Source organism: Streptomyces sp. NPDC001380 (assembly GCF_042895785.1).
Classification (GTDB): domain Bacteria; phylum Actinomycetota; class Actinomycetes; order Streptomycetales; family Streptomycetaceae; genus Peterkaempfera.
This window is the reverse complement of the sequence record NZ_JBIAWP010000031.1, coordinates 20586-47396: the sequence shown is the minus strand read 5'-3', so window position 1 is coordinate 47396 and position 26811 is coordinate 20586. Positions and strand designations below refer to the sequence as shown.

Below are 26811 nucleotides of genomic sequence, written 5' to 3'. Positions count from 1 at the left end.
TGAACTCGCCGTCCAGGGCCTCGATGAGCGCCGGGATCTTATTGCGGGCCTTGCCGCGGGCCAGGTCTGCCAGGCGTCCAGGGTCGCGTTCTCCGTCCGCGCGGCCACCCGGATCACCTCGCCCTCGTCCGCGACGTCCTCGACAACCAGCGCCGACAGACCGGAAAACACCATGTTCACCAGGGTGTTGGCATCGAGCACGCCCGAGCATGGCATCCCGTCGCTGATCGTTACCACCGATTACGGGACAGAGCCGCTGGCTGTACAGACCCACGCCCGGCGGGACGAGGGCTCCCGTCGCTGCTGCGCCGCCGGCCGGTGCTGCCGGAGCACGCCGTCGCCCCGGACGGTCCGGGGAGCCCGCGCGGTCCTGCGCAGCGCTCTGGGCAACGCGATGACGGAGGAGGTCATCTCCAGGAACCCCGCTCAGCTGATCAAGCTCTCCACGCCCCGCCGCAGCACACCGGACCCCTGGTCGGTCGAGGAGGCCAGACGGTTCCTGGAGGCGGCCAAGGCGGCACGCGACCCCCTGTTCCCCGCCTACGTCCTGATCCTCGTCCTGGGCCTGCGCAAGGGCGAGGTCCTGGGACTCACCTGGGACGACGTGAACCTCGACGCCGGGGAGCTGCGCATCCGCCGGCAGCTCCAGCAGGTCGGCGGCCGCCTCCTCCACGCGGAGACCAAGACGCAGGGCTCCGCCGACGTGCTGCCGCTGCCGGCCGTCTGCGTCGACGCCCTCACCGCGCGAGCCCAGGCCCAGGAGCAGGCCCGGGCCGCGGCCGGCGAGCTGTGGACCGACTCGCGGTTCGTCCTCACCACCCGCTACGGCACCCCGGTCGAACCGCGGAACTTCAACCGGGAGTTCGCCCGGCGCTGCGAGCGGGCCGGCGTGCGCCGCATCCGGGTCCACGACACCCGGCACACCTGCGGCTCCCTGCTGGCGGCCCTGGACGTGCACCCGCGGATCGCGATGCAGATCCTCCGGCACTCGCAGATCGCCGTCACGATGGAGGTCTACACCCACGTGCCTGCCGAGAGCACCCGCAAGGCCCTGCGGAAGCTCGGCAGCACCCTCGGGGACCTCGGCCCCTGACCCCCGTTGCTGTACTTCGCTGCTGTACGCAGCACAAAGCCCCGACCAGATCGCTCTGGTCGGGGCTTCCGACTTGCGTCGGGACGACAGGATTTGAACCTGCGACCCCTTGACCCCCAGTCAAGTGCGCTACCAAGCTGCGCCACGTCCCGAGGCCTCGCTGCTTTCGGCCTTGCGGCTTCCGGCTTTGCGGCCCGTCCCCGGTGTCCCGGCGACGAGGAAAACAATACAGCACGTCGGGGGGTGCTCGCTGCCGGGTTGCGGGTGGGTCGGGCGTGGCGTGGCTGGTCAGGGGTTCAGGGGGTGGGGCGGCGGGCGTCGTAGCGGGCGAAGGACGGGTAGCGGGCGGTGAGGGCGAGGATGGCGGCGACACAGGCCAGGCCGCCGCTGACGACCGAGAACGCCGTGGTGGTGAGGGCGGCGACGGTGCCCGACTCGAAGTCGCCCAGCCGGGGGCCGCCCGCCACGACGACGATGAAGATCCCCTGGAGCCGTCCGCGCATGTCGTCGGGGGCGGCCGCCTGCATGATCGTGTTGCGGAAGATCATGCTGACGGTGTCGGCGCAGCCCGCGGCGGCGAGCAGGAGCAGGCCGAGCCAGAGGTTGCGGACCAGGCCGAAGCCGGCGATGGCGAGGCCCCAGGCGGCGACGGCGGCGATCACGGCGAGTCCGTGGCGGTGGACGCGCCCGACCCAGCCGGAGAAGAGGGCCCCGGCGAGGGCGCCCACCGCCGGCGCCGAGACCAGCAGCCCGACGGTGCGGGCGTCGCCGCCGTAGAAGCCCGCGGCGATGGCGGGGAAGAGGGCCCTCGGCATGCCGAAGATCATGGCGGCGAGGTCGGCCAGGAAGCTGGTGCGCAGGTTGGGGCGGTCGCGGAGGAAGCGGAGTCCGTCCAGGACGGAGGCGCGGCCCTTGCGGGCGCCCTCGGGCCGCATGGAGGGCAGCCGCCACATGGCGTAGAGGGTGGCGCTGAAGGCGAGGGCGTCGACGAGGTAGGCCGACTGGTAGCCCCAGACGCCGATGAGGACGCCGCCGAGCATGGGGCCGACGGTGAGCCCGAGGTTCATCGAGACGGTGGCCAGGGCGTTGGCGGCGGGGAGCTGCTCGGCGGGCACCAGGCGGGGCACCATCGAGCTCCGGGCCGGGGAGCTCAGGGCGAAGAAGACGGCCTGGAGGGCGACGGCCGCGTACAGGACCGCGACCTGGCGCAGTCCGAGGGCCGCCTGGGCGGCGAGGATGGCGGAGACCGCCGCCAGGCCGGCGGCGCCGACGAGGCCGAGCCTGCGGCGGTCCACGCTGTCGGCGACGGCGCCTCCGTACAGCCCGAAGACGACGAGCGGGACGAGGGAGAAGAGCCCGACCAGTCCGGTGGCGAAGCTGGAGCCGGTGAGGGCGTAGACCTGGACGGAGACCGCGACGGCGGTCATCTGCTGGCCTATCGAGGACACGGTCTGGCCGAACCAGACCCGGCGGTAGTGCGGGCTGGTGCGCAGCGGGGTGACGTCGGCGAGGACGCTGCGGGCGGCGCGGCGCAGCCGGCCCGGTGGGGCGGGGTGGGGAGGGAGCACGGGAGGACGGGGCGGCGCCGTCGGACCGGTTGCGGCGGTGGCGACCGGGGCGGCGGTGGCGGGGTCGGGCGGCGGTTCCGGGGCGGCGGACGGGGCGGCGGGACGGGGGGCGGGCGGTGTGGACACGGGGTCTCGTCCTTGCGGCAGGGGGCAGGGGGCGGGACTGCGCGGGTGGGGGTTTGCGGGGTCGGGGCGGGAGGGTGCCGAGGAGCGGTGCCGTGACCGGCGGGCGCCGGGGGGCGGAGGCGAGGCTCGGGGGTGGAGGCGGGCCGGGCCGCCCGGGCGGTGGAGCGGCCCGGCGGGGGACGCCCGGTGTGGGGCGCCCCGCGCCGGGGCGGGTGGTCCTGCCTCCGAGAGGTGTTCTGCGGCCCGGCCGGGGGCGTCGACGCTTCCGGGGTGCGCCGCGCCGGGGCGGGCGCCCGGGGGCCGGGAGGGGGTCCGGCCCGGGGCGGGGCCCGTCAGCCGCGGGCGACGGGCCGGAAGAGGCCCTCCTGCATCACGGAGACGACGAGCTGCCCCTGCCGGTCGAAGATCTGGCCCCGGGCGAGCCCGCGGGCGCCGGTGGCAACCGGGGACTCCTGCTGGTAGAGCAGCCACTCGTCGGCACGGAACGGGCGGTGGAACCACATGGCGTGGTCGAGGGAGGCCATGTCGAAGGTGCGCGGACCCCAGAGGGGTTCGACGGGGGCCCGCACCGAGTCGAGCAGCGTCATGTCGCTGGCGTAGGTGAGGGCGCAGACCTGGATCAGCGGGTCGTCGGGGAGCCTGCCGTTGGTGCGCAGCCAGACGCTGCTGCGGGGCTCGACGCCGACGAGCTCCTCCTTGGTCCAGCGGAGGCGTTCGACGTAGCGGATGTCGAAGGGCTGCCGACGGCTGATGAAGGGCGGCCGCTCGCCGATGCGCGCGCTGACCTCGTCGAGGGCGCTGGGCAGGCCCTCGGGGTCGGGCACGTCGGGCATGGCGTCCTGGTGTTCGAACGCGGCGGGCTCGGGGACGTGGAAGTCCGCCGTGAGCGCGAAGATGCTGCGGCCCTTCTGGATGCCGAGGACGCGCCGGGTGGTGAACGACCTGCCGTCGCGGATCCGGTCCACCTGGTAGACGATCGGCACGCCGGGCAGACCCGGGCGCAGGAAGTAGGCGTGCAGGGAGTGGACGGGGCGCCCGGCGTCCACGGTGCGTCCTGCGGCCACCAGCGCCTGGCCGGCGACCTGGCCGCCGAAGGTGCGCTGCAGCTCCTCCTCGGGGCTGCGGCCTCGGAAGATGTTGACCTCGATCTGCTCAAGATCGAGCAGGTCGACGAGGTGGTCGACGGGGCTGCCCATGTCTGTGCTTCCTCTCCGTGGACGGCAGTGCCGTGGCGGGGTCTCCGGCCGGCTCGCGCTGCCTCTCCGCTGAGGGAAAGTCTGCGCCGGTCTGCGGCATTCCCCGGCATCGGGCCGGAGCGGGGCGGCGCGGTGGGTGGGAGGACACGGCGCCGCAGCGGTGTTCGGGGGACATCGGCCGGAAGCGCTGCCGGCCGGGGGACGGAACGGCGGACGGCGGGGAGCCGGGGCGGACGCGAGGACGCAGGGGCACCCTCCAGGCGGCTCCGGCGTGGCCGTCCGGGCCCCGGGGGCGGTCCCGACACGGCCGTGGGGGCTGTCCGGGCTGCGGTCCCGGCGGGTCCGGGCGGTCCCGGCGGCGTCACGGGCGGGGCAGGGCCGCCGGGCGCACGGGCGGCCTGCCGGTCACAGGGCGGGCCACGCCGCCGCGGGCGGCGTGGCGGCTTCCGGACCGGGCCGTCCCCCTGCGCCGGGATACGGGACGGGCTGCGGCACCTGTCCGGCCGCCGCCGTGCCCGGGTCGGGCTCCGGGGGCCTCCCGTGCCACGGGCCCGTTCCCGGGTGCGGCCCGTGCCCCGGGTACGGGCCCGTACCGGGGCGGGGATGGCGTCCGGGGCGGTGGCCGTGTCCGGGGTGCGGCTCCCGGCCGGGGTGCGGGCCGCGTCCGGGACGCCGGTCCGGGCGCGGAGCCGGGCGCGGGTGGAGGACCGGGGGCGGGAAGACGCCGGGGTCCTGCGGGTCGGACGGGGACCCGGGGTCCGGCGACGGCTCCGGGGCGGGGCCCGGAACGGGGTCGAGGAGCCCGAGCCGGCGGGCGCAGGCCGGCCAGGCGGGCCAGCCCTGGAGGCGGAAGATCTCCTGCCCCACGGTGATCTGCTCCTCGCGGACGGCGAGGTCGGGGCGGCGGGCGAAGCGCAGGCCGCCCGCCCACCGCCAGGTGCCCAGCAGGATCTGGAGGCCGCCGTAGAAGCCGTTTCCGGTGTTGGACCGCCAGTTGCCGCTGCTCTCGCACGCGGCGAGGCGGTCCCAGACCGGATCGTCGAGCGCGGGTGCGGCAGGGGCGGCCGCAGCGGCGGGCGTCGCCGCGAGGACCGCGGCCGCGGCCGCGACGGCTGCGGTGGCGGAGGCAGCGACGGTGACGGCGGTGGCGACGGTGACGACGGTGACGGCGGTGGCGGCGGTGCAGGGCGCCGCGACGACCGAGCGGAAAGTCCTATGAGCACACTGGGTCGACGCTACGGCCGCCCTGCGCGGCGGCGGGCTGCCCCGGCGCCCGCCGCGCCGCGGGGTTCCACCGGTCGGCGCAGGGGCGCGGAGGGCGGCCCCCCGAGCGCGCCCCGCCGCCGCGGGTCGGGGCCGGGGCCGCGGCCGGACCGGAGGACGGTACGGCGGCCCCGGACGGGCCTGCCGGAGCGCCCGGCCCGTACGCCCGCACACCCGCACGGCGGTCCGGGAACGCCGAGCGGGGCCCGGTGGGTACCGGGCCCCGCGAGAGGGGCGTGCCGGGCGCTGCGCGCCGGGCACGGGGCGACCGGTCGCGAAACCGGCGCGCAGGGGTCAGACGGAGAGCTTCTGCCCCGGGTAGATCAGGTTCGGGTTGCCGCCGATGACGCCGCGGTTCTCCAGGTACAGCTTCTGCCAGCCGATGCCGTACCGGTCGGCGATGCGGCCCAGGGTGTCGCCGGCCCGGACGGTGTAGTGGCGCCCGGAGGTGTTGACCGGGGAGGCCCCGGCCGAGGAGCCGCCGGTGTGGCGCCGGCTCTGCACCGCACCCGCCGAGGAGTGCTTCCAGGACCGGTGCCAGGTGCTGCGGTGCTCCGAGCGGCTGCTGCGCGAGCCCGCGGAGACGTCGACCCGGGCGGCGGCGCCGCCGCTGCTCAGGCCGGCCCGGGGGCCGCAGACGGGCCAGGCGCCGGGGCCCTGGCTGGCGAGGACCTTCTCCGCGACGGCGATCTGCGCGCCGCGGCTCGCGTTGTCGGCGGTGGAGGCGTACGCGGTGCCGCCGTACGCGGCCCACGTGCTGCGGGTGAACTGCAGGCCGCCGTAGAAGCCGTTGCCGGTGTTGATGCTCCAGTTGCCGCCGCTCTCGCACTGCGCGACCCGGTCCCAGGTGGACGCGGAGGCGGCGGAGGCGGAGGTGGCCGTGACGAGGCCCACCGCCGGGACGGCGGCGACGGCGCCCGCGACGACGGCGGCGCGGACCCGGTTGCGGCGGACGGCCGCACCGTTCCGGTCGGCGCCCTGCCCGGCGTTCGCGGTGGCGGCGTCGGTCTCGTGACGAAGGGTCATTGCTTCCTCTCGACAGCCCCGGGCGGGCCGGTCGGCCGGTGTCCGGTGGTACCGGAGCCGTCCGCCGCCTCGTCCGCTCCGGCGGCCGTGCACGTGTCGGACGTGACGTGCCGCCGCGGCCGCCCGCCACGCGCCGCCGGCCTGTCAGTCACCGGCGGCGGACACCTGACCGCCGCTCAACTGCGGCCGTCCGGTGCGCTGGAGGGCGTACCCGGGTGGTGCTCGTTGCACCGGTGACAGACCGTAGGAAAGCTTCCGTGCCGCTTTCAACCGGTTCACGGTTCTTCCAGATCACCTGACCGTTACCGGCGGTAATGATCTGTCGCGGGCGGCCGTTTTGCACACTCTGTCGGCATTTTCCGATCGGGCAGGCCGCGCCGGTGTGTCCTGACGCACGCCCGGCACCCTGTGACCTCCGACACGTTGTCGACACGGAGTGGACGGTCGTGCACGCTGCGCAGTCGGATTCCGCCGAATTCACGACTGCCCGGGGGCGTGGCCGTGACCCCCGCCACATCCGCCCGTTGGGTTAGGAGGCCGGGTGCACCCCGCATCCGGCGCCCCGATCCAGGAAACGATCCGAGGAGTCCCCGTGCCGCGCATGCTCGACGTCAGCGACGAGGTCCGCGCCGAGATCGGCGACGACGAGGCCGACCGGCTGCTGGCCGGCGGCAACGCCCCCGACACCTACGACTGCACGTCCTGCCGTACCCCGGGCGACTCGCTGCGCGAGCAGACCAGCACCGTGCTGTTCATGGGCGAGGAGACCGCCGTCCTCGCCTTCGCCCACGCCCGCTGCATCCCTTCGCAGGTCGTCCCGGTGACGGAGGAGCAGCTGCGCGGCGCCATGCGCAGCATCGGCGGCGACCGGGCCGGGGACGGCTCCCGGCTGCCCGCCGCCCCCTCCCCCGCCGCCCGGACCGCCCCGGCCGTCCCCGGCGACGGCGGCCCGGCGGAGGGCAGCCAGCCGGCGGTGCTCTCCATCACCTGCGGGCTGGTCCTGGTCGGCGACACCCCGCACGCCGCGCTGGTCGTCGAGCCGACGGTGCCCGTGGGGCGGCCGGGCAGCACCTCCGGCGAGGACGAGTTCCTGCAGCTGCTGCTGGAGCACGGCTTCGGCGAGGTGAAGGACGTGGACCGGACCCCGGAGCCGCTGGCGGGCTGGTCGGTGCTGATGGCGATGGGCCAGCTCCACGCGGTGCTCCAGCCGGGCCCGCAGGGCGGCACCGTGGCGTGGTGGCAGGCGCACCAGCCGCTGCAGGTCACCGACACGTGGCGGGCCGCGGCCAGCCGGCAGTCGCAGGTGTACATGTACGCGGCGCCGGTGGGCACCATCGGCAGCCAGCCCCGGGAGGACCTGCTGCGCCAGGCGCTGGACCGGGCCGCCGGGCAGGGTGTGCTCGCCGGGGCGGTGCTGCCGCTCGCCGGCACCTGATCCCGCAGCGACGCGGGAGGGCAGGGCGGCCGGGAGGGCAGGGCGGTCGGGAGGGCAGGGCGGTCGGGAGGGCGGGACGGGCGACGACACCGCCGACCCGGACCGGCCCGCCCCGCGGCTGCCGCGGACCGGCAGGACGGGGCGCACGGGACACCCAGGGCGCACGGGGCGGACGGAGCGCGGGGGGGGGGGGGGGGGGGCGCCCCCCCGGCCCCCCCCCCCCCCCCGCGGGGGGGGCGGGGGGGGCGCGCGCCCCCCCCCCCCCCCCCCCCCCCCCCCCCCCCCCCCCCCCCCCCCCCCCCCCGCGGCGGCCGGGGCCCGGCGGGGGGGGCCGCCCGGCCCCCCCGGGGCGCGGGGGGGGGCGGGCGGGGGGCCGCGGGGGGGGCCCCCCGCCGGGCGGCCGCGCGCGCCTGCGGTCGGCCCGGTGCGCGGAGGCCGCCGCACACCGGGCCGACCGCAGGTCAACCGCCCTCAGGCCGCATCCCGGAGGCCGCGCGGTCGTTGGCCGTGTGTGCAGACCTACGACCCCTCCCCCACCCCCACCCGGCGGCACGCCGGCGCCCATGCGATCCCCGGCATGCGGCCCGCGTACGAGGCGGAACGCCCCGTCTCCGCCACCCCCATCTACGACAGCCTCTGCGCCGAGTACCGGCGGCTGTTCCGCACCCTCCCCGGCGACCGGACCGGCGAGGAGGACATGAAGTTCACCGGGTTCGGCCTGCGGCGGTCGTACGGCAGCCGGGACGCGGAGCGGCAGCTGCCGGACCCGCCGGCCTCCGGTCCGGGCCACGGCGGCGCGGGGGCGGCGGGATCGCCCTTCGCCCAGGGGCACCAGTACGGCGGCGGGTGGACCCCCGTCGGGCACATCCCCCCGTCGACGGGCCGCGGCGGCCGGCACCGGGGGATGCTCTCCCTGCCGCCGGGCCGCGCAGGCGGCTCGGCCTGACGGTTCCGGCACACGGCGGACGGGCCCCGGCCGCTCCCCCGCGGGGGAGCGGCCGGGGCCCGTCCGTGCCTGCGCGTGCGGGCGGCTCCGGGGCCTGCGGCCCGCCGGCCGCCCGCGGCGGCCGCTACTTGCGGCGGCGCTTCTCGCGCACCCGCACCGAGATGGAGATCGGCGTGCCGGCGAAGCCGAACTCCTCGCGCAGCCGGCGCTCGACGAAGCGCCGGTAGCCGGCCTCCAGGAAGCCGGAGGCGAAGAGGACGAACCGCGGCGGCCGGGTGCCGGCCTGGGTGCCGAAGAGGATGCGCGGCTGCTTGCCGCCCCGGATGGGGTGCGGGTGGGCGGCGACCAGCTCGCCGAGGAAGGAGTTCAGCCTGCCGGTCGGCACGCGGGTCTCCCAGCCCTCCAGCGCGGTCTCGATCGCCGGGACCAGCTTCTCCATGTGGCGGCCGGTGCGGGCGGAGACGTTGACCCGCGGCGCCCACTTGACCTGGACGAGGTCCTTCTCGATCTCCCGCTCCAGGTAGTAGCGGCGCTCCTCGTCGAGCAGGTCCCACTTGTTGTAGGCGATGACGACCGCGCGCCCGGCCTCCACCGCCATGGAGATGATGCGGGTGTCCTGCTCGGCGAGGGTCTCGCTGGCGTCGATGAGGATGACGGCGACCTCGGCCTTCTCCAGGGCGGAGGCGGTGCGCAGCGAGGCGTAGAAGTCGGCGCCCTCGGTGAGGTGGACGCGGCGCCGGATGCCGGCGGTGTCGACGAACTTCCAGGTCCTGCCGCCGAGCTCGATCAGCTCGTCGACCGGGTCGCGGGTGGTGCCGGCGACCTCGTTGACGACGACCCGGTCCTCGCCGGCGACCTTGTTGAGGAGGCTGGACTTGCCGACGTTGGGCCGGCCCAGCAGCGCGACGCGGCGCGGGCCACCCAGCGGGGTGCCGAAGGTCTGCGGCGGGGCCTCGGGGAGGGCCGCCATGACGGCGTCCAGGAGGTCGCCGGAGCCGCGGCCGTGGAGGGCGGAGACCGGGTGGGGCTCGCCGAGACCGAGCGACCAGAGCATGGCGGCGTCGGCCTCGGTGGAGGGGCCGTCGACCTTGTTGGCGCAGAGCACGACGGGCTTGCCGGACCGGCGCAGCAGCTTGACGAGGGCCTCGTCGGTGTCGGTGGGGCCGACGGTGGCGTCGACGACGAAGAGGACCGCGTCGGCGCTCTCGATGCCGTACTCGGCCTGGGCGGCGACGGCGGCGTCGATGCCGAGGACGTCGGCCTCCCAGCCGCCGGTGTCGACGAGCTTGAAGCGGCGGCCGGCCCAGGACGCCTCGTAGGTGACGCGGTCGCGGGTGACGCCGGGGCGGTCCTCGACGACGGCCTCGCGGCGGCCGATGATCCGGTTCACCAGGGTCGACTTGCCGACGTTGGGGCGGCCGACGACGGCGAGCACCGGGAGCGGGCCGTGGGAGGCCGCGGCAAGGTCGCCGTCGACGTCCTCGGCGTCGAAGCCCTCCTCGGCGGCCAGTTCCATGAACTCGGCGTACTCCGCCGGGTCCAGCTCACCGTGCTCGAAGGCGCCCGCCTCCGAAGCGGCGGTGTTCTCGTTGCTCATGTCCAGTGCCGTCTTTCGTCCGTCGGTCCGGCCCGGGGGCCGGGGGTCGCGCCGCGGGTGTCGCGGCGCAGAAGGTCTGGGGGCGCGGAGGCCGGGGGTCAGCGGCCGGTCAGCTCCCGCGCCTGCGCGAGGTGCCCGGCCAGCCGGGTCTGCAGCCGCTCGGAGGCCTCCCGCATGGCCCTGCGGGTACGCAGCCGCGAGCCGTCGGAGGCGTCGAAGGGGTCGCCGAAGACCACGTCGATGCGGCCGCGCAGCGGCGGCAGGGCGCCCAGGGTGCGGCCGCGGTCGCCGGTCCCGAGGACCGCCACCGGGACCACCGGCGCCCCGGAGCGCAGCGCGAGGTACGCGAGGCCGCCCTGGACCTGCGCGAAGTCGGCGTCGCCGCGGGTGCCCTCGGGGAAGACGCCCAGGACGCCGCCGTCGGCGAGGACCTGCAGGGCGGTGGTGATCGCCGTCCGGTCGGCGCTGGCGCGCCGCACCGGGATCTGCCCGACGCCGCGCAGGACCGCGCCGACCGGGCCGGTGAACATCTCCTCCTTGACGAGGAAGTGCGTGGGCCGCGGGGACATCCCCATCAGCAGCGGGCCGTCGACCAGGTTGGCGTGGTTGGCGGCCAGGATCACCGGCCCGGAGGCCGGGACGCGCCAGGCGCCGAGCACCCGCACCCGCCAGCCCGCGCGGGCCAGGCCGATGCCGATGCGGCGGCCGACGGCGGCGCCGCGCGCGGTGGGGCGCTGCGGTGCGGCGGCGGTGCGGGCCGGGGGCGCGGCGGCGAGGCGGCCCGCGGGAGCGGGCCGCCGGGTGTCCGCACGGGTTCCGGTGGCGCTCACCCGGCGGCCGCCGGGCGGGGCGCGCGGGCCTCGACCAGGTCGACGACGTGGTCGATGACCTGCTCCAGGGTCATGTCACTGGTGTCCACCGCGACCGCGTCGTCGGCCTTGGCCAGCGGGGCGGTCGTGCGGCTGGAGTCGGCGGCGTCGCGGCGGCCGAGGTCGGCGGCCATGGCGGCGATGGTGGCCTCGTCGACGCCCTTGGCGCGCAGCTCGGCGGCGCGGCGGGCGGAGCGGGCCTCCTCGGAGGCGGTGAGGAAGATCTTGACGGTGGCGCGGGGGAAGACGACGGTGCCCATGTCGCGGCCCTCGGCGACGATGCCGCGCTCGGCGGCCCCGGCGGAGGTGCGCTGCAGCTCCACCAGGCGGGAGCGGACCTCGGGCACGGCGGCGACCGCGGAGACCCGGGAGGTGACCTCGGGGCCGCGGATCGGGCCGGAGACGTCGCGGCCGTCCACGGTGATGGTGGGGCCGGCGGCGTCGGTGCCGGAGACGATCACGGGCTTGGTGCAGGCGGTGGCGACCGCGTCGGCGTCGTCGACGTCGACCTCGTTGGCCAGCATCCACCAGGTCATGGCCCGGTACATGGCGCCGGTGTCCAGGAAGCTCAGCCCGAGGCGGGCGGCCACGGCACGCGAGACGGTGGACTTGCCCGAACCCGAGGGTCCGTCGATGGCGACGACGACCGGGGCGCTCGCTCGGCCGGCAGTTTCCACGGGGGACCTCTCTTCGGGACGTGGTGCAGGGGTTTCGGTGCGGGGGTCTCCCTCAAGGTTAGTCGACCCGCGGAGGCCGCCGGACCGGGACCGCACGCTCCCGGCGGGGCCGCGCACGGGAGGCGGGCCGGGGCGCGGACCGGGCGCCCCGGCGGCCGGGGCCGGGGACCGAAGGCGAGGACCGGCGGCGAGGACCGGGGCCACCGGTCGCGGACCCGCCGGCCGCGGACCCGTCAGTCGCGGACCCGCCAGCCCCGCTCGCGCAGCGCCGCGGCGAGGCCGGTCGCGGAGGACGGGGCGACGGAGAGCTGCACCAGGCCGGCCTGCTGCCCGGTGGAGTGCTCGATGGCGACGTCCTCGATGTTGACGCCGGCCAGGCCGGCGTCGGCGAAGAGGCGGGCCAGCTCGCCGGGCTGGTCGCCGATGACGACGGCGACGGTGGCGTAGCGGGTGGGCGGGGCGCCGTGCTTGCCGGGGATGCGGGCCTGCCCGGCGTTGCCGCGCCGCATCACCTCGGCCACGGCGCGGGCGCCCTCGTCGCGCTTCGTCTCGTCGGCGGCCTGGAGGGAGCGCAGGGCGGCGACGGTCTCGCCGAGGTCGGCGGCGATGTCCTCCAGGATGTCGGCCACCATGCCCGCGTTGGCACTGAGGATGTCGACCCACATGCGGGGGTTCGAGGCGGCGATGCGGGTCACGTCGCGCACGCCCTGGCCGGAGAGGCGCACCGCGGTCTCGTCGGCGTGCTCCAGGCGGGCCGCGACGAGCGAGGAGACGAGCTGCGGGGTGTGGGAGACCAGGGCGACGGCGCGGTCGTGGGCGGTGGCGTCCATGACGACGGGCACGGCGCCGCAGAGCGCGACCAGCTCCAGGGCGGCGTTGAGGGTGTCGGTGTCGGTGTCGGGGGTGGGGGTGAGGACCCAGGGGCGGCCCTCGAAGAGGTCGGCGCGGGCGGCGAGCGGCCCGGAGACCTCGCGGCCGGCCATGGGGTGGCTGCCGATGTAGCGGGTGGTGTCCAGGCCGAGGGCGGCGATGTCGGCGCGGGGGCCGGACTTCACGCTGGCGACGTCGGTGTAGCAGCGGGCGAGGCCGCGCCGCTGGCAGTCGGCCAGCACCCGGCCGACGAGGGCGGGGGGCACGGCGACGACGGCCAGGTCGACGGGGTCCTCGGGGGCCTCCGTGGTGCCGGCGCCGAGGGACGCGGCGGTGCGGGCGGCGTCGGGGTCGGCGTCCTGGAGGTGGACGGTGATGCCGCGGGCGGCGAGGGCGAGGGCGGCGGAGGTACCGATCAGTCCGGTGCCGACGACGGCGACTGTGCGCATGGCGGTGTACGTCCCTGGGAGGCGGCTCCGGGGCCCGGGGACTCCGGGGCCCGGAAGGCGGTGGCGGGGCGGTCCGTGCGGGTCGGCGCGGGCCGCGGGGACCATTCTGCCCGGACGGCGGCCTGCCGGGGACGGGTCGCGCAAAGGTGCGGAGGGGCCGAGGCGCGGAGGCGCGGAGGGGCGGAGGCGCGGAGGTCCGGAGGGGCGCGGGCGGGACCGGCGGCCGGGCGGCTGCGCAGGCCCGCCCGGCCCCCGGGTGCACGCGGGCGGCGTGCGGGGCCGTCTGCGGTCCCGCACGGGGTGCACGCCGGTTCGGGCCGCCCGGCATCCCGCTCCGGGCGGCCGGGCCCAGGCTAGTGACACCGCCCGCGCTGCGGGACCGGCGTCCCGTTCCGTGAGACGTCCGCGGGGCGGGCGTCAGGCGCCCGTGTCCCAGAGCTCCCCGAAGGCGAGCAGCTCGTCCCGGTACTCGACGGCGTGCACCCACTCCGCGGGCCACGCGTCGGCGCCGTGGCGGGCGCCCGCGAAGGCGCCGGCGAGGCAGGCGATCGAGTCGGAGTCGCCAGAGGAGTACGCGGCACGGCGGATCGCGGCGGGCGGGTCGTCGGGCAGCATCAGGAAGCAGAGCAGGGCGGTGGCCAGGGCCTCCTCGGCGATCCAGCCCGCACCGGTGGCCAGGCACGGGTCGGCCTCGACGTCGGGGGCCCGCAGGGCGGCCTCCAGCCGGTCCAGGACCTCCAGACACTCGTCCCAGCCGCGGGCGGCGAAGTGCTCCGGCGAGGGGTCCTGGCCGAGGCCGTCAAGGCCGCCGAGCCAGTCGCGCCGGTACGTGCCGCGGCTCTCCCGCGCGTGGTCGCGCAGCAGGGCCGTGAGCTCGCGGGGCTCGGCGCCCTGCGCGAGCAGGTGGACGGCGTGGGCGGTGAGGTCGGAGGCGGCGAGCGCGGTGGGGTGGCCGTGGGTGAGGGCGGACTGGAGCTGGGCGGCGCCGGACCGCTGAGCCGCGGTGAGGCCGGGGACGAGGCCGAGCGGGGCGACGCGCATGTTGGCGCCGCAGCCCTTGGAGCCGGTCTGCGACGCCTCCTGCCAGGGCAGGCCGGGGCGGCTGAGCAGCCGGCAGGCCTCCATGCAGGTAGCGCCGGGGGCGCGGTTGTTCTCCGGGGAGCGCCACCAGTCCACGAACTCCTCGCGGACGGGGGCCTCCAGCCGGCTCGGGGTGAGGGGGCCGCGCTCCAGGGCGGTGCGCAGGCCGCGGGCGAGGGCGAGCGTCATCTGGGTGTCGTCGGTGACGATCGCCCGTCCGGGCAGGCGCATCTCCCGCCACGGGCCGGACTTCGCCGCGATCGACTCCATGTCGTTGAACTCCGTGGGGAACCCCATCGCGTCCCCGAGCGCGAGCCCCAGCAGTGCTCCGGCGGCCGGCCGCCGTCCCATGGGCCCTCCCCTGTCGTGCGGACGGCCAGGACTACCGCACCGGGCGGCGCCGCGGCCACCGGTGTGCGGACGCGGCGCGCGGGCCGGGCGCGCGCTCCCGCACCGCGGCGGACACGGCGGGCGGCGGGAGCCGGTGAGGGAGCCGGTGCGGGTGCGGGTGCGGGTGCGGCGGGGCCGCGCTCCGGTACAACAGGGGGATGATCCTGCACCTGACCCCGCTCGACGACTGGCTGGCGACGCCGGAGCGCCCCTACGCGCCCGCGTCCCTCGCCACCGAGGGCTTCGTGCACTGCTCGCCGGACGAGCGGACGGCGCTGGCGGTGGCCAACGCGTTCTTCGCCGAGGTCCACGGCCCGCTGATGGTGCTGCTCATCGACGAGGACCGGCTGGACGCGGCGGTGCGGTGGGAGGAGCCGGACGGCCCGCCGCCGCCCGGGTCCGCCGCGGACGTGCTGTTCCCGCACGTCTACGGGGCCGTCAACCGCGGCGCCGTCGTCGGGATGCTGGAGGTGCGGCGGGGGCCGGACGGGCGCTGGGCGTCGCTGGAGGCGTGGAGCTGATCCGGCCCCGGGGCGGCCGGGAGCCGGTCCGCAGCAGGTCCGGAGCCGGTCCGGGGCCGGTCCCTGGCCGGTCCGGGGCCGGTCCCTGGCCGGTCTGCGGCCGGAGCCGGTCCCGGGCGCGGCCGGGCGCGGGTGCGGTCAGAGCCAACCGCGTTCGCGGGCGGCCATGCCCGCCTGGAAGCGGGTGGTGGCGCCCAGCTCGCGCATGAGGCCCTGCAGGCGGCGCTGGGTGGTCCGGGCGCTCCAGCCGAGGGCGCGGGCGATGGCCTCGTCGGTGAGTCCGGCCGCGAGCAGGCCGAGCAGCCGGCGGTGGTCCTCGGCCGGGCCGCCGGGGGCCGGGTCCGCCCCGTCGGCGCCGACGGCGGCGTTGAGCGGCACGGCGCGCTCCCACTCGGCTTCGAAGAGGGTGGCCAGGGCCTCCAGCAGGGAGCAGGGGTGGACGACGTAGGCGGCGTCCAGGACCCGGTTGCCGGAGCTGATGGGCAGGATGGCCATCCGGTCGTCCGCCATGATCATCTTCATCGGGAGGGCGACCCGCACCCGGGCCTCCTCGCCGTCCTCGCAGCTGATCCGGATGTCGTTGTCCAGCCGCCCCGGCCAGGCCACGGCCTCCCGGTCGTAGACGACGCGGTAGCGGATGCCGTCGCGCAGCAGGCGCCGCGCCCGCCCGAGGTTCAGCCCGGGGTTCTGGACGTACGGGGGGCGGTCGAAGCCGCGGATCTGCTCCCGGGCGGTGTCCTGCAGGTGCTCGAAGCGCTGGGATATCGCCTCGCTGCCGGTGAGGACCTCCACCGAGCGGGCCGGGTCGGTGTAGCGGGAGGCGTCGCGGAAGGCGTCCATGAGCCGGTGCATCCCGGCGCGGGCGGTGCGCAGCTCCTCCTCGCGGCGGCCGATGAGGGTGCCGATGGCCACGTCGGGGGCGACGGCGAGGTAGTGGTCGGCGCTGTCCGGCGTGCGGGTGGCCATGCCCCGCTCGGTGAGGGCGGCGAGCGAGGCCCGGGTCTGCTCCGGGGTGAGGCCGCAGCGGGCGGCCAGGGCCTCGGCGTCCGACTGCGGGGCGGCCACGAGGGCCTCGTACACCCGGCTGTCCGACTCCGGCAGGCCCAGCGAGTCGAACATCCCGCCCCTCCGTGACACCGTCGTACGTACGCCTCGGCCCGGTGGGCGGGCGCTCCGCCTCCGCCGGGACGTGGGCACCAGGGTATGCCGAACGGGGCCCGGACATGCACCGGACCCCGCCCCGCGGTCGCGGGGCGGGGTCCGGTGCGCCGCGTCACGGGCGGGGCCGGGCCGTCAGAGGCCGACCTCGCGCATCAGCTGGCCGACCTCGGGGTTGGTGAGGCGGCGCAGCCAGCCGGACTTCTGGTCGCCGAGCGCGATCGGCCCGAAGCGGGTGCGGACGAGCCGCTCCACCGGGAAGCCCGCCTCGGCGAGCATGCGCCGCACGATGTGCTTGCGGCCCTCGTGGAGGCTGACCTCGACCAGGTAGTTCTTGCCGGTGTTCTCCACCACGCGGAAGCTGTCGGCGCGGGCGAAGCCGTCCTCCAGCTCGACGCCCTCCTTGAGCCGCTTGCCGAGGTCGCGCGGGATGGGACCGACGATGGCGGCGAGGTAGGTCTTGGTGACGCCGTACCGGGGGTGGGTGAGGCGGTGGGCCAGCTCGCCGTGGTTGGTGAGCAGGATGATGCCCTCGGTCTCGGTGTCCAGGCGGCCGACGTGGAAGAGGCGGGTCTCCCGGTTGGTGACGTAGTCGCCGAGGCACTGGCGGCCGTCGGGGTCCTCCATGGTGGAGACGACGCCGGCGGGCTTGTTGAGGGCGAAGAAGAGGTACGACTGGGTGGCGACGGTGAGGCCGTCCACCTTGATCTCGTCCTTCTCCGGGTCGACGCGGACGCCCTGCTCGCGCACGGTGCGGCCGTTGACCTCGACGCGGCCCTGGTCGATCAGCTCCTCGCAGGCGCGGCGGCTGCCCATGCCCGCGCGGGCCAGGACCTTCTGCAGCCGCTCGCCCTCGGGCTCGCCGAAGGTCTTGGGGATGACGACCCGGGGCTTGTCGTGGCGGGCGCGGACGGCGTCCTCCAGCTTGGCCTCCAGCTCGCGGGGGCGGGAGGGGCGCTGGGGCGCGCGGCCCCGACCGCCCTGTCCGCCGCCCTGGCCCTGCCCGCCCTGGCCCTGCGGCCTCCCGCGGCCGCCGGAGGGGCCGCCGGAGGGGCCGCCGGGGCGGCCGCCGCCGTACTCGCCGTAGGAGCGCTCCTCGGGGCGCGGCGGGCGGCCGGAGCGCTGCCCGCGCTCGTCGCGCTGGTTGCCGGCGCCGCGGTGGTTGCCCCCGCGGCCGCCGCTCTGGCCTGCCTGGCCGCCGCGGGCGCCCTGGCCTCCCTGGCCGCTGCGGGCGCCGGGGCTTCCGCCCTGGCCGCCGCGGCCGCCGGAGCCGCCGCTCCGGTTGCCGTATCCGCCCCGGCTGCCGCCCTGGCCGCCGCTGTTCCTGCCACTGCTACGCATTGAAAGTCCGTTGTCGATTCCGTCGTCGGCCGAGCTGCGATGTCACAGTCACGTGGTGCTGACCACGTCACTGTCGTCCTGACTGCTGTCCCGTGCGGCGGCCAAGGCCTCGGCGATCGCGGAGCCCTCCAGCGACTCCGCTTCCACGTCGTCGGCCTCGGGCAGGAAGGGCGCGAGCTCCGGCAGCTCGTCCAGGCCGCGCAGCCCCATCCGCTCCAGGAAGTAGTCGGTCGTCCGGTACAGGATGGCACCTGTCCCGGGTTCGGTGCCCGTCTCCTCCACCAGGCCACGCTGTACCAGCGTACGCATGACGCCGTCGCAGTTCACACCGCGCACGGCGGAGACCCGGGAGCGGGACACCGGCTGACGGTACGCGACGACCGCCAGGGTCTCCAGCGCGGCCTGGGTGAGGCGGGCCTGCTGGCCGTCCAGGACGAAGCGGTCGACGGCCGGGGCGCAGGAGGCGCGGCTGTAGAACCGCCAGCCCCCGGCGACCAGCCGCAGGTCGAAGCCGCGCCCCTGGGCGGTGTACTCGGCGGACAGCTCGCGCAGGGCGGCGGCGACCTCGCGGCGGGGGCGTGCGAGGACGGAGGCCAGGTGGGACTCGGCCGCGGGCTCGTCGGCGACCATGAGGACGGCTTCGAGGGCGGCGCGGAGCGGCACGGCGGCGAGGGGGTCCGGCTCCTCCTGCGGCCGCGGGCCGGGTGCCGGGTGTGCCGGGGGCGCCGAAGGCGCCGGGGGCGTCGGGGGCGCCGGGGGCGCCGGGGCCGGGCCGGGCGCCGCGGACTGCGGGGGGACGGCGTGCCGGCCCGGCACCGGCGGGCCGGCGGGCCCGGACGCGTCCGCCGGGCCCGGGACGGCGGCGGGCGGGGCCGACGGCGGCGGGTCCTGCGGGGGCGGGTCGTGCAGGGGCAGGTCGTGCAGGGGCAGGTCGTGCAGGGGCGGGTCGTGCAGGGGCAGGTCGTGCAGGGGCGGGGAGGCCGGATCCGGCACGTCCGCCGCCGCCCCGCCGACCGCGGACGTGCCCGCGGACGGCCGCTCGGCGCCCGCGTGCACGGCGGTACCGGCGGCCGTGCCCGTCGCCGCCCGGACGCCGCCGTCGGGGTCCGGACCGCCGTCGTCCGGCGGGAAGTGGGCCGGCGGGAGGTGCTCGGCGGGCCGGGGCCGGCCGGGCATGCCGAGGGCGCGCCGGGCGGGCCGGGCCTCCCGGCCGGAGGGGTCACGGCCGTCCCGGCCGTCGTGCCTGCCGTCCTGCCTGTCGTCGTCCCGGTTCATGACGGACCACCGTTCCTCGTACCGCTGCTCTGCCGTCCCCCGCCGCGCCGGCCGCCGTCCTCCCCCGGCCCGCCGTCCGCGCTCCCCGGCGGCCGGTCGAACTCGTCCGTGACCTCGACCGCGCGCCCCTCCTCGCCGACCCACCGCACCTGGAGGCGGCCCAGCGCCTCCGGCTGCTCGAAGGCCAGCACCCGCTCCCGGTAGAGCTCCAGCAGCGCCAGGAAGCGGGCGACCACGACGAGCGTGCCGTCGGCGTCGTCGACGAGTTCGGCGAAGCTCGCCCCGCCCGCGGCCCGCAGCCGAGCGGCCACGAGGGCGGCCTGCTCGCGGACGCTGACCGGCGGGGTGTGGATGTGGTCGACGTACACGACCGGCTTGGGCTTCGGGGCCATGGCCCTGGCGGCGAGGCGGGCGAAGCGCTCGGGGCCGATGCTGATGACGACCTCGGGCAGCAGCGCGGCATGGTGGGGCTCCAGGCCGACGGTGCGGGGGCGCTGCCGCTGCTCGGCGTCCCAGCGCGCGGCGAGGACGGCCGCGGCCTGCTTGTAGGCGCGGTACTGCAGCAGCCGCGCGAAGAGCAGGTCGCGGGCCTCGAGCAGGGCGAGGTCCTCCTCGTCCTCGACCTCGGCCGCGGGCAGCAGCCGGGCGGCCTTGAGGTCGAGGAGGGTCGCCGCGACGACCAGGAACTCGGTGGCCTGGTCGAGGTCCCAGTCCGGGCCCATGGCGCGGATGTGGGCGATGAACTCGTCGGTGACCCGGGAGAGGGCGACCTCGGTGACGTCCAGGCGGTGCTTGGAGATGAGGCCGAGGAGCAGGTCGAAGGGGCCCTCGAAGTTCGCCAGGCGCACCTGGAAGCCGCCCTGCCCGGACTCGTGGCCGGACTCGTGGCCGGGCCCCCGGCCGGGCTCCTGCCCGGCCGGCTCCCCGTCCGGGGCGGCAGGCGCGGGTCCGGGCACAGGTCCGGGTCCGGACGCGGCTGCGGACGCGGGCGCCCCGGCGTCCGCGGGCCGCGGGGCGGGCGCGGGCCCGGCGCCGGGGGCGGGGCGGTCCGGGTCGTGCCGGGTGGGGTCGTCGGTCGTGCGCATCGCTGTCCATGGTGCGCCCTGCGGCGGGGCGGAGTCGCCCGGCAACGCCGACACGCGGGCCGCGGGCCCGACGGGTCCCGCGGGCGCGGCGGGTCAGCGTCCGCGCAGGCGGCGCACCAGGATGCTCGCCTCGCCGCGCTGCTCCAGGTCGGCGAGGACCACGGCGACCGCCTCGCGGACGATGCGCCCGCGGTCGACGGCGAGCCCGTGCTCGCCGCGCAGGACCAGGCGCGCGTGCTCCAGGTCCATCAGCTCCTCGGCGGAGACGTACACGGTGATCTTCTCGTCGTGCCGCTCCCGGCCGCTGGGCCGCCGGGCCGCGGCGCGGGTCCTGCGGCGGGCGGGGCCGTCCGCGGCGGGCGCGGGCGCGGGCACGGCGTCGGGGCGCGGCCCCTGGCCCGGGGCGGCCGTCCGGTGCGCGGGGGCGGCGCCGCCCGCCGCGCTGCCGTGCTCCTCGGCGCCGCGGCCGTCGCCGGACGCGTCCGGCGGCCGTTCCGCGGGGTGGCGTCCCTCCTCGGGGGGCCGCTGCGCGGCGGCCCCGTCCCGGTCGGCGCCGGCCCCCCGCGCGGTCTCCGGCCGGCCCTGGTCCTGCTGCCGGGCGAGGGACGGCGAGAGGGCCATCCCCCCGGTGGTCCGGAACAGTTCGTCGGCCCCCGGGAGACTCACTCGGCGGGGCACCGGGCAAGCACCTCCCTGGCGAGCTGGCGGTAGGCGGCGGCGCCCACCGAGTTGGTGGCGTAGGTGGTGATGGGCTCGCCCGCCACGGTGGTCTCCGGGAACCGCACGGTGCGGCCGATGACGGTGTGGAAGACGTGGCCGCCGAAGGCCTCCACCACCCGGGCCAGCACCTCGCGGCTGTGCACGGTGCGCGAGTCGTACATGGTGGCCAGGATGCCGTCGAGGCGCAGCTCGGGGTTGAGCCGCTCGCAGACCTTCTCGATGGTCTCGGTGAGCAGCGCGACGCCGCGCAGGGCGAAGAACTCGCACTCCAGCGGGACGATGACGCTGTGCGCCGCGGTGAGGGCGTTGACCGTGAGCAGGCCCAGGGACGGCTGGCAGTCGATGATGATGTAGTCGTAGTCGCCGAGCAGCGGCTTGAGGGCGCGGGCGAGCGCGGACTCGCGGGCGACCTCGCTGACGAGCTGCACCTCGGCGGCGGACAGGTCGATGTTGCTGGGGAGCAGGTCCATGCCGGGGACGGCGGTCTTCAGCAGCACCTCGTCGGCGGTCATGCCCCGCTCCATGAGCAGGTTGTAGACCGTGACGTCCAGCTCCATCGGGTTGACGCCGAGGCCCACCGAGAGGGCGCCCTGCGGGTCGAAGTCGACCAGCAGCACGCGGCGGCCGTACTCGGCCAGCGCGGCGCCCAGGTTGATGGTGGACGTGGTCTTGCCGACGCCGCCCTTCTGGTTGCACATCGCGATGATCTGCGCGGGGCCGTGCTCGGCCAGCGGCGCGGGGATCGGGAAGTACGGCAGCGGGCGGCCGGTGGGGCCCACGCGCTCGCGGCGCTGGCGGGCGGCGTCCGGGGCGAGCGTCGCGGCGTACTCGGGGTCGGGCTCGTACTCGGCGTCCGGGTCCTCGTAGGAGCCGTAGGGGAACTCGGCGTAGGAGAGGCCGTGTTCGGCAGGGTCGCCGTCGCGGTCGGCGGTCTGGCGCGCCTCGAAGGTACGGACGGCGACCGAGCCGACGGCATGCAACCGGGTGCCGGCGTCCTCGCCCGGCTGGCCGGCGGCGTGCTCCGCCAGTCCTGGCTGACCACCCCCGGGAGCAAATGTCGACTCATTCACAAGTCGTCTTACCTCCTTGGCGACCAGGCCACTTCTTGATTGGTCAGCGTGAAGACAGAACGGGCAACGCCGACGGTTCGCGACTCTAGGCCGTTTCAGGCGTTCGCAGCAACACAATCAGCCGGAGTCGGCAGGATGTGTCGGGTACGCGGGGGCCGTCTGTCAAGGGAGGAAAGCGGCTGTGACGGCATCGTTTTGGTCCTGCGGCAAACCGGCAGGTCGCGTTGTTCACCCGCAGGAGTGATGCCTCGCACACTTGTTGACACAGCGACACTTCCGCCGCCGGAACGCACCGCGGAACAGCAGGTCGCACGGCCCGGCACGCGGTCGGGGGCGCGCCCGCAGGGCCGTTTCCGGGCACGCCGGAGGGCGGGACACCGCGAGGGGTGTCCCGCCCGGGCAGGACGGTCGGCGGAGACGGCCGGAGCCGTCCGGATCCCCGGGTCCCCGGCGCCGCGGCGGCGGCGCCGGGGCCGCGCCGGACCGGCGCGGACATCCGGGGGACGACGGGCGCGTCGTCAGGCGAGCACGGTGTCCAGGTCAGCGGCGTGCAGACCGTGGGCCTCGGCGACCGGGCCGTAGGTCAGCTGGCCCTCGTGGGCGTTGAGGCCCAGCGCCAGGGCAGCGTCGCGGCGGCAGGCGTCCTTCCAGCCGCGGTTGGCCAGCTCCACGATGTAGGGCAGCGTGGCGTTGGTCAGCGCGTAGGTCGAGGTGTTCGGCACCGCGCCCGGCATGTTGGCCACGCAGTAGAAGACCGAGTCGTGGACCTGGAAGGTCGGCTCGGCGTGCGTGGTGGGACGCGAGTCCTCGAAGCAGCCACCCTGGTCGATGGCGATGTCGACGAGCACGGAGCCCGGCTTCATGCGGGAGACCAGCTCGTTGGTGACGAGCTTGGGGGCCTTGGCGCCGGGGATCAGCACCGCGCCGATGACGAGGTCGGCGTCGAGCACCGCCTTCTCCAGCTCGAAGGCGTTGGAGGCGATGGTGCGGATGCGGTTGCCGAAGATGCGGTCGGCCTCGCGCAGCTTGTTGATGTCGCGGTCGAGCAGGGTCACGTTGTAGCCCATGCCCAGCGCGATGGTGGCCGCGTGCCAGCCGGAGACGCCGCCGCCGATGACGACGGCCTTGGCCGCCGCCACGCCCGGGACGCCGCCCGGCAGCACGCCGCGGCCGCCGGCCGAGCGCATCAGGTGGTACGAGCCGACCTGCGGGGCCAGGCGGCCCGCGACCTCGGACATCGGGGCGAGCAGCGGCAGGGCGCCGTTGGCGAGCTGCACCGTCTCGTAGGCGATGGCGGTGGTGCCGGACTCCAGCAGGGCGTCCGTGCAGGGGCGCGAGGCGGCCAGGTGCAGGTAGGTGAAGAGGATCTGGCCCTTGCGCAGCCGGTGGTACTCCTCGGCGATGGGCTCCTTGACCTTGAGCACCATGTCGGCGGAGGCCCACACCTCGTCGGCGGTGTCGAGGATGGCCGCGCCGGCGGCGGTGTACTCCGCGTCCGGGATGGAGGAGCCGACGCCTGCGTCGCGCTCGATGACGACCTCGTGGCCGTTGCGGACCAGCTCATGCACGCCGGCGGGCGTGATGGCCACGCGGTACTCGTGGTTCTTGACCTCGCGGGGGATGCCGACCTTCACGGCTATACACGTCCCTTGCCCTGGTGTTCCCGACCGGCGGAACACCGGCGGGTGGTCGCAGGGCGGAGCACACCGTTGTGCGACGCCGCTGCGCATCTGCCATCGAGTGTAATGAAGCCCAGGCGATGCGCCAGCCTTACAAACCGACCAAATCTCTGGCGATCATTGGCACTTTCGTAGGCTTGCAAGGGCCCACGAGGGGACAAACCCGGCCCAATGCCCTTTCCGGCCTTTCGTCGCGGAAGCGGGCCGCCCCGCCGGGGCCCGGGCCGGGGCCCTCCGTGCGGTCAGGAGGGGCCGGCGGACGGGCCGGACGCGCCCTCGGCGGGCAGGCCGGCCGCGAGGCCCCCGAGGGGCGGGGCGGACGGCGGCAGGGACGACGGGGCCGACGACCGAGCGGACGGCGGACCGGGGGCGGGAGCGGGAGCGGGCGGCGGAACGGAGGCGGGGGCGGACGGCGGGGCCGCCTGACCGCGGTGGAGCCGGGCCCCCTCGGGGTCGCCGGCCGCCTCCAGCACGTCGGCCAGCGCCAGCAGCGCACGCCGCTCCAGTCCGCGGTCCCCGTACCGCCGGGCGGCGGCGAGCGCCTCGCCGGACGCCCGCAGCGCCTGCTCGGACCGCCCCGCCCGCATCAGCACCCGGGCCGCCTCCAGCAGCACCGGCACCTGGGCGGCGCCCTCCCCGAGCCGTCGCAGCAGCGCCAGGGACGCCCGGTACGCGCGCACCGCCTCCTCGGTCCGCCCCTGCGCGGCCAGCGCCTCGGCGAGCCGGGCGGACAGCCGGGCCTCCTCCCGCTGCTCGCCGCGGGTGCGGCGGACCGCGAGCGCCCTGGCGTACCAGTCGGCCGAGCGCAGCGGGTCGCCCAGTGCGCGGTGGGTGCCCGCGACGGCCTCCAGCACCCGGGCGGCCGCCCCCTCGTCGCCCGCGGCACGGGCCGGCTCCAGGGCGGCGTGGTAGCACTGCAGCGCCCGGGCGGGCTCCCCGGCGGCGGTGAGCAGGTCGCCCAGGTTGACCAGGGCGGCGGCCTCGCGGCCGGGCGCGCCGCCGCGCCGGGCGACCTCGCGGACCAGCCCGTGCAGCTCGAACAGCACGGCGGGTTCGGCGGGCCCGGCGGCCGGCAGGGTGCGCACCAGCGCCCCGGCGAGCCGGCCGGCCGGCCCGTCCAGGTCGGCGGCGCGGACCGCGTCGCGGGCGGCGGCCCGCAGCACCGGCAGTTCGCGGCGCAGCCAGTCGCGGGCGTGGGCGGCGGAGTGCAGCCGCAGCGGGCCGGGCAGCGGCTCGGGCGCGGGGGCCCCGGGCTCGGGGGCCAGCAGGGCGCGGCAGGACTCGACCAGGCGCACCAGGCGTTCCAGCAGCCGGGCGCGGGCGAGCTGGAGTTCGGCGGGGCGCTCGGGTCCGGCGGGCGTCCCGGCGAGGAGGGCGCGCACCCGGGCCGGGAGCCGGTGGCGGACGGTGCCGTCCGGTGCGGGCGGCTCCTCCTCCAGCAGCTGCTGCTCGGCCAGGGCGCGCAGGGTGCGCCCGGCCGCCTCGGGCGGGCAGCCGGCCAGGGCGGAGGCCGTCCGCAGATCGGCCGCGGAGCCGGGGGCGAGGAGGAGCAGCCGCAGCATGCGGGCCTGGGCGGGCGGCAGGCCGCGGTAGAGCAGGGTGAAGGCCCGCGTCAGCGGGTCCGCGGGGGCCGGCGGCGCGGGGTCGGCCGGCTCACGCGCAGGCGGCACGGCCGGGGCGCAGGCCACCGGGCCCGGCACGGGGACCGGCAGCGGCACGGACAGCAGGGCGGCAGGCGGCCCGGAGAGCGCTGCGGCCCCCGGCGCGGGCGGGGCGGAGGGGGCGGCCGCGGGGACCGGCGGCACGCCCGGCGCGCGGCGCGGGACGGCCGGCGGGGGGACGGCGGCAGGCGGGACGGTCGGCGGGGCGGCGGGGCGGGGCGGCCCGGCGGCCGGTCGCGGGGCGGCCGGGGCCGTCCGGCCGGACGGACGCGGGGCGGCCCCGGCGGACTCGGCGGACCGTGCGGCGGGCCCGCCGGAGCGGACCGCCTCCCACACCGACAGGACGTCGGACTCCGCGGGCCCGGCGGGCGACGGCCCGGACGGGGGCTGCAGCGGCCCCGCGGGGGCGCGGCGGGACGCCTCCCACACGGCGAGCATGTCCGACTCCTCGGCGGTGCCGGCCCCCGGGCCGCGGTCGGGGACCGGGCCGGGGGGCGCGGCCGGAGCGCCCCCGGAGGGGGGAGCGGGCGGTGCGGCGGGACCGGCCGCGAGGTCGCGGAGGGCGTGGACCGCGTCGGGGACGGCCGCCCGCGGCCGGGTCCGGAGCCAGCCGGCGGCCAGCCGGAGGGCGGCGGGGTGGCAGCCGCACGCCTCGGCGAGCTCGGCGGCGCCGACGGGGTCGCAGACGACGCGGGTCTCCCCCACCAGCGCGGTGAGCAGCGCCACGGCGGCGGCCGGGTCGAGGCCGCCCAGGACGCAGGGCCGGACGTCGGGGATCCCGGTGAGGGGCGCGGCGGCGGTGGCGACGACCAGGCAGCCGGGCTCGTCGGGGAGGAGCGGTTCGAGCTGCGCGGCGTCGCGGACGTCGTCCAGGACGAGGACGGTGCGGCGGCCGGTCAGGGCCCGCCGCAGGGCCTCGCAGGCGGGGTCCGGGCCGCCGTCCGCCTCCGGGCCGCCTCCGCCGGTACCGGCCGCACCGGCCGGTCCGGGGAGCCCGGCCGGTCCGGGGAGCACGGCCGGTCCGGCGTCGGCGGGCAGTCCGGCCGGGACGGGGGCGCCGAGCGCGGCGAGGAGCTGCCGGGCGGCCTGTCCGGGCGGGACGGGCCGGTCGCCGCTGCCGTCCAGGCGGACGAAGAGCTGCCCGTCGGGGTGGTCGGCGGCGACGGTGCGGGCGAAGCGGACGGCGAGGGCGGTGCGGCCGGAGCCCGGCCGTCCGGCGACCACCAGGACGCGGCTGCGGCGGGCGGGGGCGTCCCGGTCGCCCGGCGCGGCGAGGCCGGGGCGGCCGACCTCGGCGCGCAGGGCGGCGAGCTCGGCGCGGCGGCCGGCGAAGGGGACGGGGTCCGGGGGGAGGGTGCAGGGGCCGGGCCGCCCGCTCGGGTCCTCCGGGTGGACCGCCGCCGTCTCAGCTGCCACGCGAGCCTCTCCTGACACTCACCACCGGACAGGTGCGGCGGCCTGCGCACCCCTCGTCCGGAAGGGTAGTTCACCGTGGCCGCACGCCCCGTCACCCTCCGGTCGTACCAGCCTACGGATCACCCGGAAGGAGGGGCCGGGACGGCGCGGGACCCGCAGCGGACGGCCCCGCACCGGGCAGCGCCGCGCCGGACGGTCCCGCACCGGCCGACCGCACACCGTCCGGCGGACCGCGGACCGGCGGCGGACCGGCGGCAGGCCGACGCGCAGGCCGCCCGCAGGCCGGAGGGCGGCACCAGG

Annotated in this window: 22 protein-coding genes, 1 tRNA gene and 1 pseudogene; 5 read left to right on the top strand and 19 right to left on the bottom strand. The window is 77.5% G+C overall.

All coding sequences use genetic code 11. The features are described from left to right. Positions 1 to 201, bottom strand: a 201-nt coding sequence (locus tag ACFY07_RS26530) for a hypothetical protein (protein ID WP_390872078.1), incomplete at its 3' end; no start/stop codon positions are given. A 193-nt stretch (positions 202 to 394) separates the two neighbouring features. On the opposite strand from ACFY07_RS26530, the gene ACFY07_RS26525 reads away from it, so the two are divergent. Continuing rightward, positions 395 to 1093 (top strand): site-specific integrase, encoded by a 699-nt coding sequence (locus ACFY07_RS26525; protein ID WP_390872069.1) that lies wholly within the window; start codon positions 395 to 397, stop codon positions 1091 to 1093. 78 nt (positions 1094 to 1171) lie between these two features. Here the strand turns inward: ACFY07_RS26525 and ACFY07_RS26520 are convergent. From ACFY07_RS26520 to ACFY07_RS26505, 4 genes and pseudogenes are all read right to left on the bottom strand, one after another. Continuing rightward, positions 1172 to 1245, bottom strand: a tRNA-Pro gene (locus tag ACFY07_RS26520). Positions 1246 to 1389: 144 nt separating this feature from the next. Then, positions 1390 to 2661 (bottom strand): MFS transporter, encoded by a 1272-nt coding sequence (locus ACFY07_RS26515; protein WP_390872076.1) that lies wholly within the window; start codon positions 2659 to 2661, stop codon positions 1390 to 1392. A 458-nt stretch (positions 2662 to 3119) separates the two neighbouring features. After that, positions 3120 to 3983, bottom strand: coding sequence for an acyl-CoA thioesterase (locus ACFY07_RS26510; RefSeq protein WP_390872068.1), 864 nt, complete (start codon positions 3981 to 3983; stop codon positions 3120 to 3122). A gap of 405 nt (positions 3984 to 4388) precedes the next feature. Next, a pseudogene (locus ACFY07_RS26505) lies at positions 4389 to 4964 on the bottom strand (transglycosylase family protein); the annotation flags it as partial. 1 nt (position 4965) lies between these two features. Between ACFY07_RS26505 and ACFY07_RS26500 the strand changes: the two are divergent. After that, positions 4966 to 5202: a hypothetical protein gene (locus ACFY07_RS26500; protein WP_390872077.1), complete on the top strand. Its 237-nt coding sequence runs from the start codon at positions 4966 to 4968 to the stop codon at positions 5200 to 5202. Between the two features lie 338 nt (positions 5203 to 5540). On the opposite strand, the gene ACFY07_RS26495 is transcribed toward ACFY07_RS26500, so the two are convergent. Next, on the bottom strand, positions 5541 to 6272 hold the full coding sequence (locus ACFY07_RS26495) for a transglycosylase family protein (RefSeq protein ID WP_390872067.1): 732 nt from the start codon (positions 6270 to 6272) through the stop codon (positions 5541 to 5543). A 592-nt stretch (positions 6273 to 6864) separates the two neighbouring features. Between ACFY07_RS26495 and ACFY07_RS26490 the strand changes: the two genes are divergently transcribed. Further along, the gene (locus ACFY07_RS26490) at positions 6865 to 7707 is read left to right on the top strand and encodes a hypothetical protein (protein ID WP_390872066.1); all 843 of its coding nucleotides are present in this window, start codon (positions 6865 to 6867) and stop codon (positions 7705 to 7707) included. Between the two features lie 511 nt (positions 7708 to 8218). Further along, entirely contained in the window at positions 8219 to 8653 is a 435-nt protein-coding gene (locus ACFY07_RS26485; RefSeq protein ID WP_390872065.1) for a hypothetical protein, read from the top strand. A gap of 124 nt (positions 8654 to 8777) precedes the next feature. On the opposite strand, the gene der is transcribed toward ACFY07_RS26485, so the two are convergent. The 5 genes from der to ACFY07_RS26460 form a co-directional block, all read right to left on the bottom strand. Continuing rightward, positions 8778 to 10250 (bottom strand): ribosome biogenesis GTPase Der, encoded by a 1473-nt coding sequence (gene der, locus ACFY07_RS26480; protein WP_230654407.1) that lies wholly within the window; start codon positions 10248 to 10250, stop codon positions 8778 to 8780. A 98-nt stretch (positions 10251 to 10348) separates the two neighbouring features. Beyond that, the gene (locus ACFY07_RS26475; protein WP_390872075.1) at positions 10349 to 10948 is read right to left on the bottom strand and encodes a lysophospholipid acyltransferase family protein; all 600 of its coding nucleotides are present in this window, start codon (positions 10946 to 10948) and stop codon (positions 10349 to 10351) included. 128 nt (positions 10949 to 11076) lie between these two features. Next, positions 11077 to 11796: a (d)CMP kinase gene (gene cmk, locus ACFY07_RS26470; RefSeq protein ID WP_230654409.1), complete on the bottom strand. Its 720-nt coding sequence runs from the start codon at positions 11794 to 11796 to the stop codon at positions 11077 to 11079. Between the two features lie 233 nt (positions 11797 to 12029). Continuing rightward, positions 12030 to 13115, bottom strand: coding sequence for a prephenate dehydrogenase (locus tag ACFY07_RS26465; RefSeq protein ID WP_390872063.1), 1086 nt, complete (start codon positions 13113 to 13115; stop codon positions 12030 to 12032). Between the two features lie 417 nt (positions 13116 to 13532). Next, a complete protein-coding gene (locus ACFY07_RS26460; RefSeq protein ID WP_390872062.1) occupies positions 13533 to 14546 on the bottom strand; it encodes an ADP-ribosylglycohydrolase family protein in 1014 nt (337 codons plus the stop codon). Between the two features lie 197 nt (positions 14547 to 14743). Here ACFY07_RS26460 and ACFY07_RS26455 point away from each other — a divergent pair, with 197 nt between their 5' ends. After that, positions 14744 to 15106, top strand: a complete 363-nt coding sequence (locus ACFY07_RS26455; RefSeq protein ID WP_390872061.1) for a DUF952 domain-containing protein — start codon at positions 14744 to 14746, stop codon at positions 15104 to 15106. 138 nt (positions 15107 to 15244) lie between these two features. On the opposite strand, the gene ACFY07_RS26450 is transcribed toward ACFY07_RS26455, so the two are convergent. The 8 genes from ACFY07_RS26450 to ACFY07_RS26415 form a co-directional block, all read right to left on the bottom strand. After that, a complete protein-coding gene (locus ACFY07_RS26450; RefSeq protein ID WP_390872060.1) occupies positions 15245 to 16225 on the bottom strand; it encodes a helix-turn-helix domain-containing protein in 981 nt (326 codons plus the stop codon). Between the two features lie 174 nt (positions 16226 to 16399). Further along, a complete protein-coding gene (locus tag ACFY07_RS26445) occupies positions 16400 to 17605 on the bottom strand; it encodes a pseudouridine synthase (RefSeq protein WP_390872059.1) in 1206 nt (401 codons plus the stop codon). Between the two features lie 48 nt (positions 17606 to 17653). After that, positions 17654 to 18235 (bottom strand): SMC-Scp complex subunit ScpB, encoded by a 582-nt coding sequence (locus ACFY07_RS26440; RefSeq protein ID WP_390872074.1) that lies wholly within the window; start codon positions 18233 to 18235, stop codon positions 17654 to 17656. Positions 18236 to 18876: 641 nt separating this feature from the next. Further along, the gene (locus tag ACFY07_RS26435; RefSeq protein WP_390872058.1) at positions 18877 to 19965 is read right to left on the bottom strand and encodes a segregation and condensation protein A; all 1089 of its coding nucleotides are present in this window, start codon (positions 19963 to 19965) and stop codon (positions 18877 to 18879) included. Between the two features lie 93 nt (positions 19966 to 20058). Then, entirely contained in the window at positions 20059 to 20631 is a 573-nt protein-coding gene (locus ACFY07_RS26430; protein WP_390872057.1) for a hypothetical protein, read from the bottom strand. Beyond that, positions 20628 to 21755, bottom strand: coding sequence for a ParA family protein (locus ACFY07_RS26425; protein WP_390872056.1), 1128 nt, complete (start codon positions 21753 to 21755; stop codon positions 20628 to 20630). Before ACFY07_RS26425 ends, ACFY07_RS26430 begins: the two co-directional genes overlap by 4 nt. Positions 21756 to 22273: 518 nt before the next feature. After that, entirely contained in the window at positions 22274 to 23389 is a 1116-nt protein-coding gene (ald, locus tag ACFY07_RS26420; RefSeq protein ID WP_230654425.1) for an alanine dehydrogenase, read from the bottom strand. Positions 23390 to 23676: 287 nt separating this feature from the next. Then, the gene (locus tag ACFY07_RS26415; protein ID WP_390872055.1) at positions 23677 to 26511 is read right to left on the bottom strand and encodes a tetratricopeptide repeat protein; all 2835 of its coding nucleotides are present in this window, start codon (positions 26509 to 26511) and stop codon (positions 23677 to 23679) included. Between the last annotated feature and the right edge of the window lie 300 nt (positions 26512 to 26811).

What these genes read in the sequence shown, in the direction of transcription:
- ACFY07_RS26525 (WP_390872069.1), top strand. Translation starts at nt 395, where the DNA reads ATGACGGAGGAGGTCATCTCCAGGAACCCCGCTCAGCTGATCAAGCTC.
- ACFY07_RS26510 (WP_390872068.1), bottom strand. Translation starts at nt 3,983, where the DNA reads ATGGGCAGCCCCGTCGACCACCTCGTCGACCTGCTCGATCTTGAGCAG.
- ACFY07_RS26495 (WP_390872067.1), bottom strand. Translation starts at nt 6,272, where the DNA reads ATGACCCTTCGTCACGAGACCGACGCCGCCACCGCGAACGCCGGGCAG.
- der (WP_230654407.1), bottom strand. Translation starts at nt 10,250, where the DNA reads ATGAGCAACGAGAACACCGCCGCTTCGGAGGCGGGCGCCTTCGAGCAC.
- ACFY07_RS26465 (WP_390872063.1), bottom strand. Translation starts at nt 13,115, where the DNA reads ATGCGCACAGTCGCCGTCGTCGGCACCGGACTGATCGGTACCTCCGCC.
- ACFY07_RS26460 (WP_390872062.1), bottom strand. Translation starts at nt 14,546, where the DNA reads ATGGGACGGCGGCCGGCCGCCGGAGCACTGCTGGGGCTCGCGCTCGGG.
- ACFY07_RS26455 (WP_390872061.1), top strand. Translation starts at nt 14,744, where the DNA reads ATGATCCTGCACCTGACCCCGCTCGACGACTGGCTGGCGACGCCGGAG.
- ACFY07_RS26450 (WP_390872060.1), bottom strand. Translation starts at nt 16,225, where the DNA reads ATGTTCGACTCGCTGGGCCTGCCGGAGTCGGACAGCCGGGTGTACGAG.
- ACFY07_RS26445 (WP_390872059.1), bottom strand. Translation starts at nt 17,605, where the DNA reads ATGCGTAGCAGTGGCAGGAACAGCGGCGGCCAGGGCGGCAGCCGGGGC.
- ACFY07_RS26440 (WP_390872074.1), bottom strand. Translation starts at nt 18,235, where the DNA reads ATGGTCGCCGACGAGCCCGCGGCCGAGTCCCACCTGGCCTCCGTCCTC.
- ACFY07_RS26435 (WP_390872058.1), bottom strand. Translation starts at nt 19,965, where the DNA reads ATGCGCACGACCGACGACCCCACCCGGCACGACCCGGACCGCCCCGCC.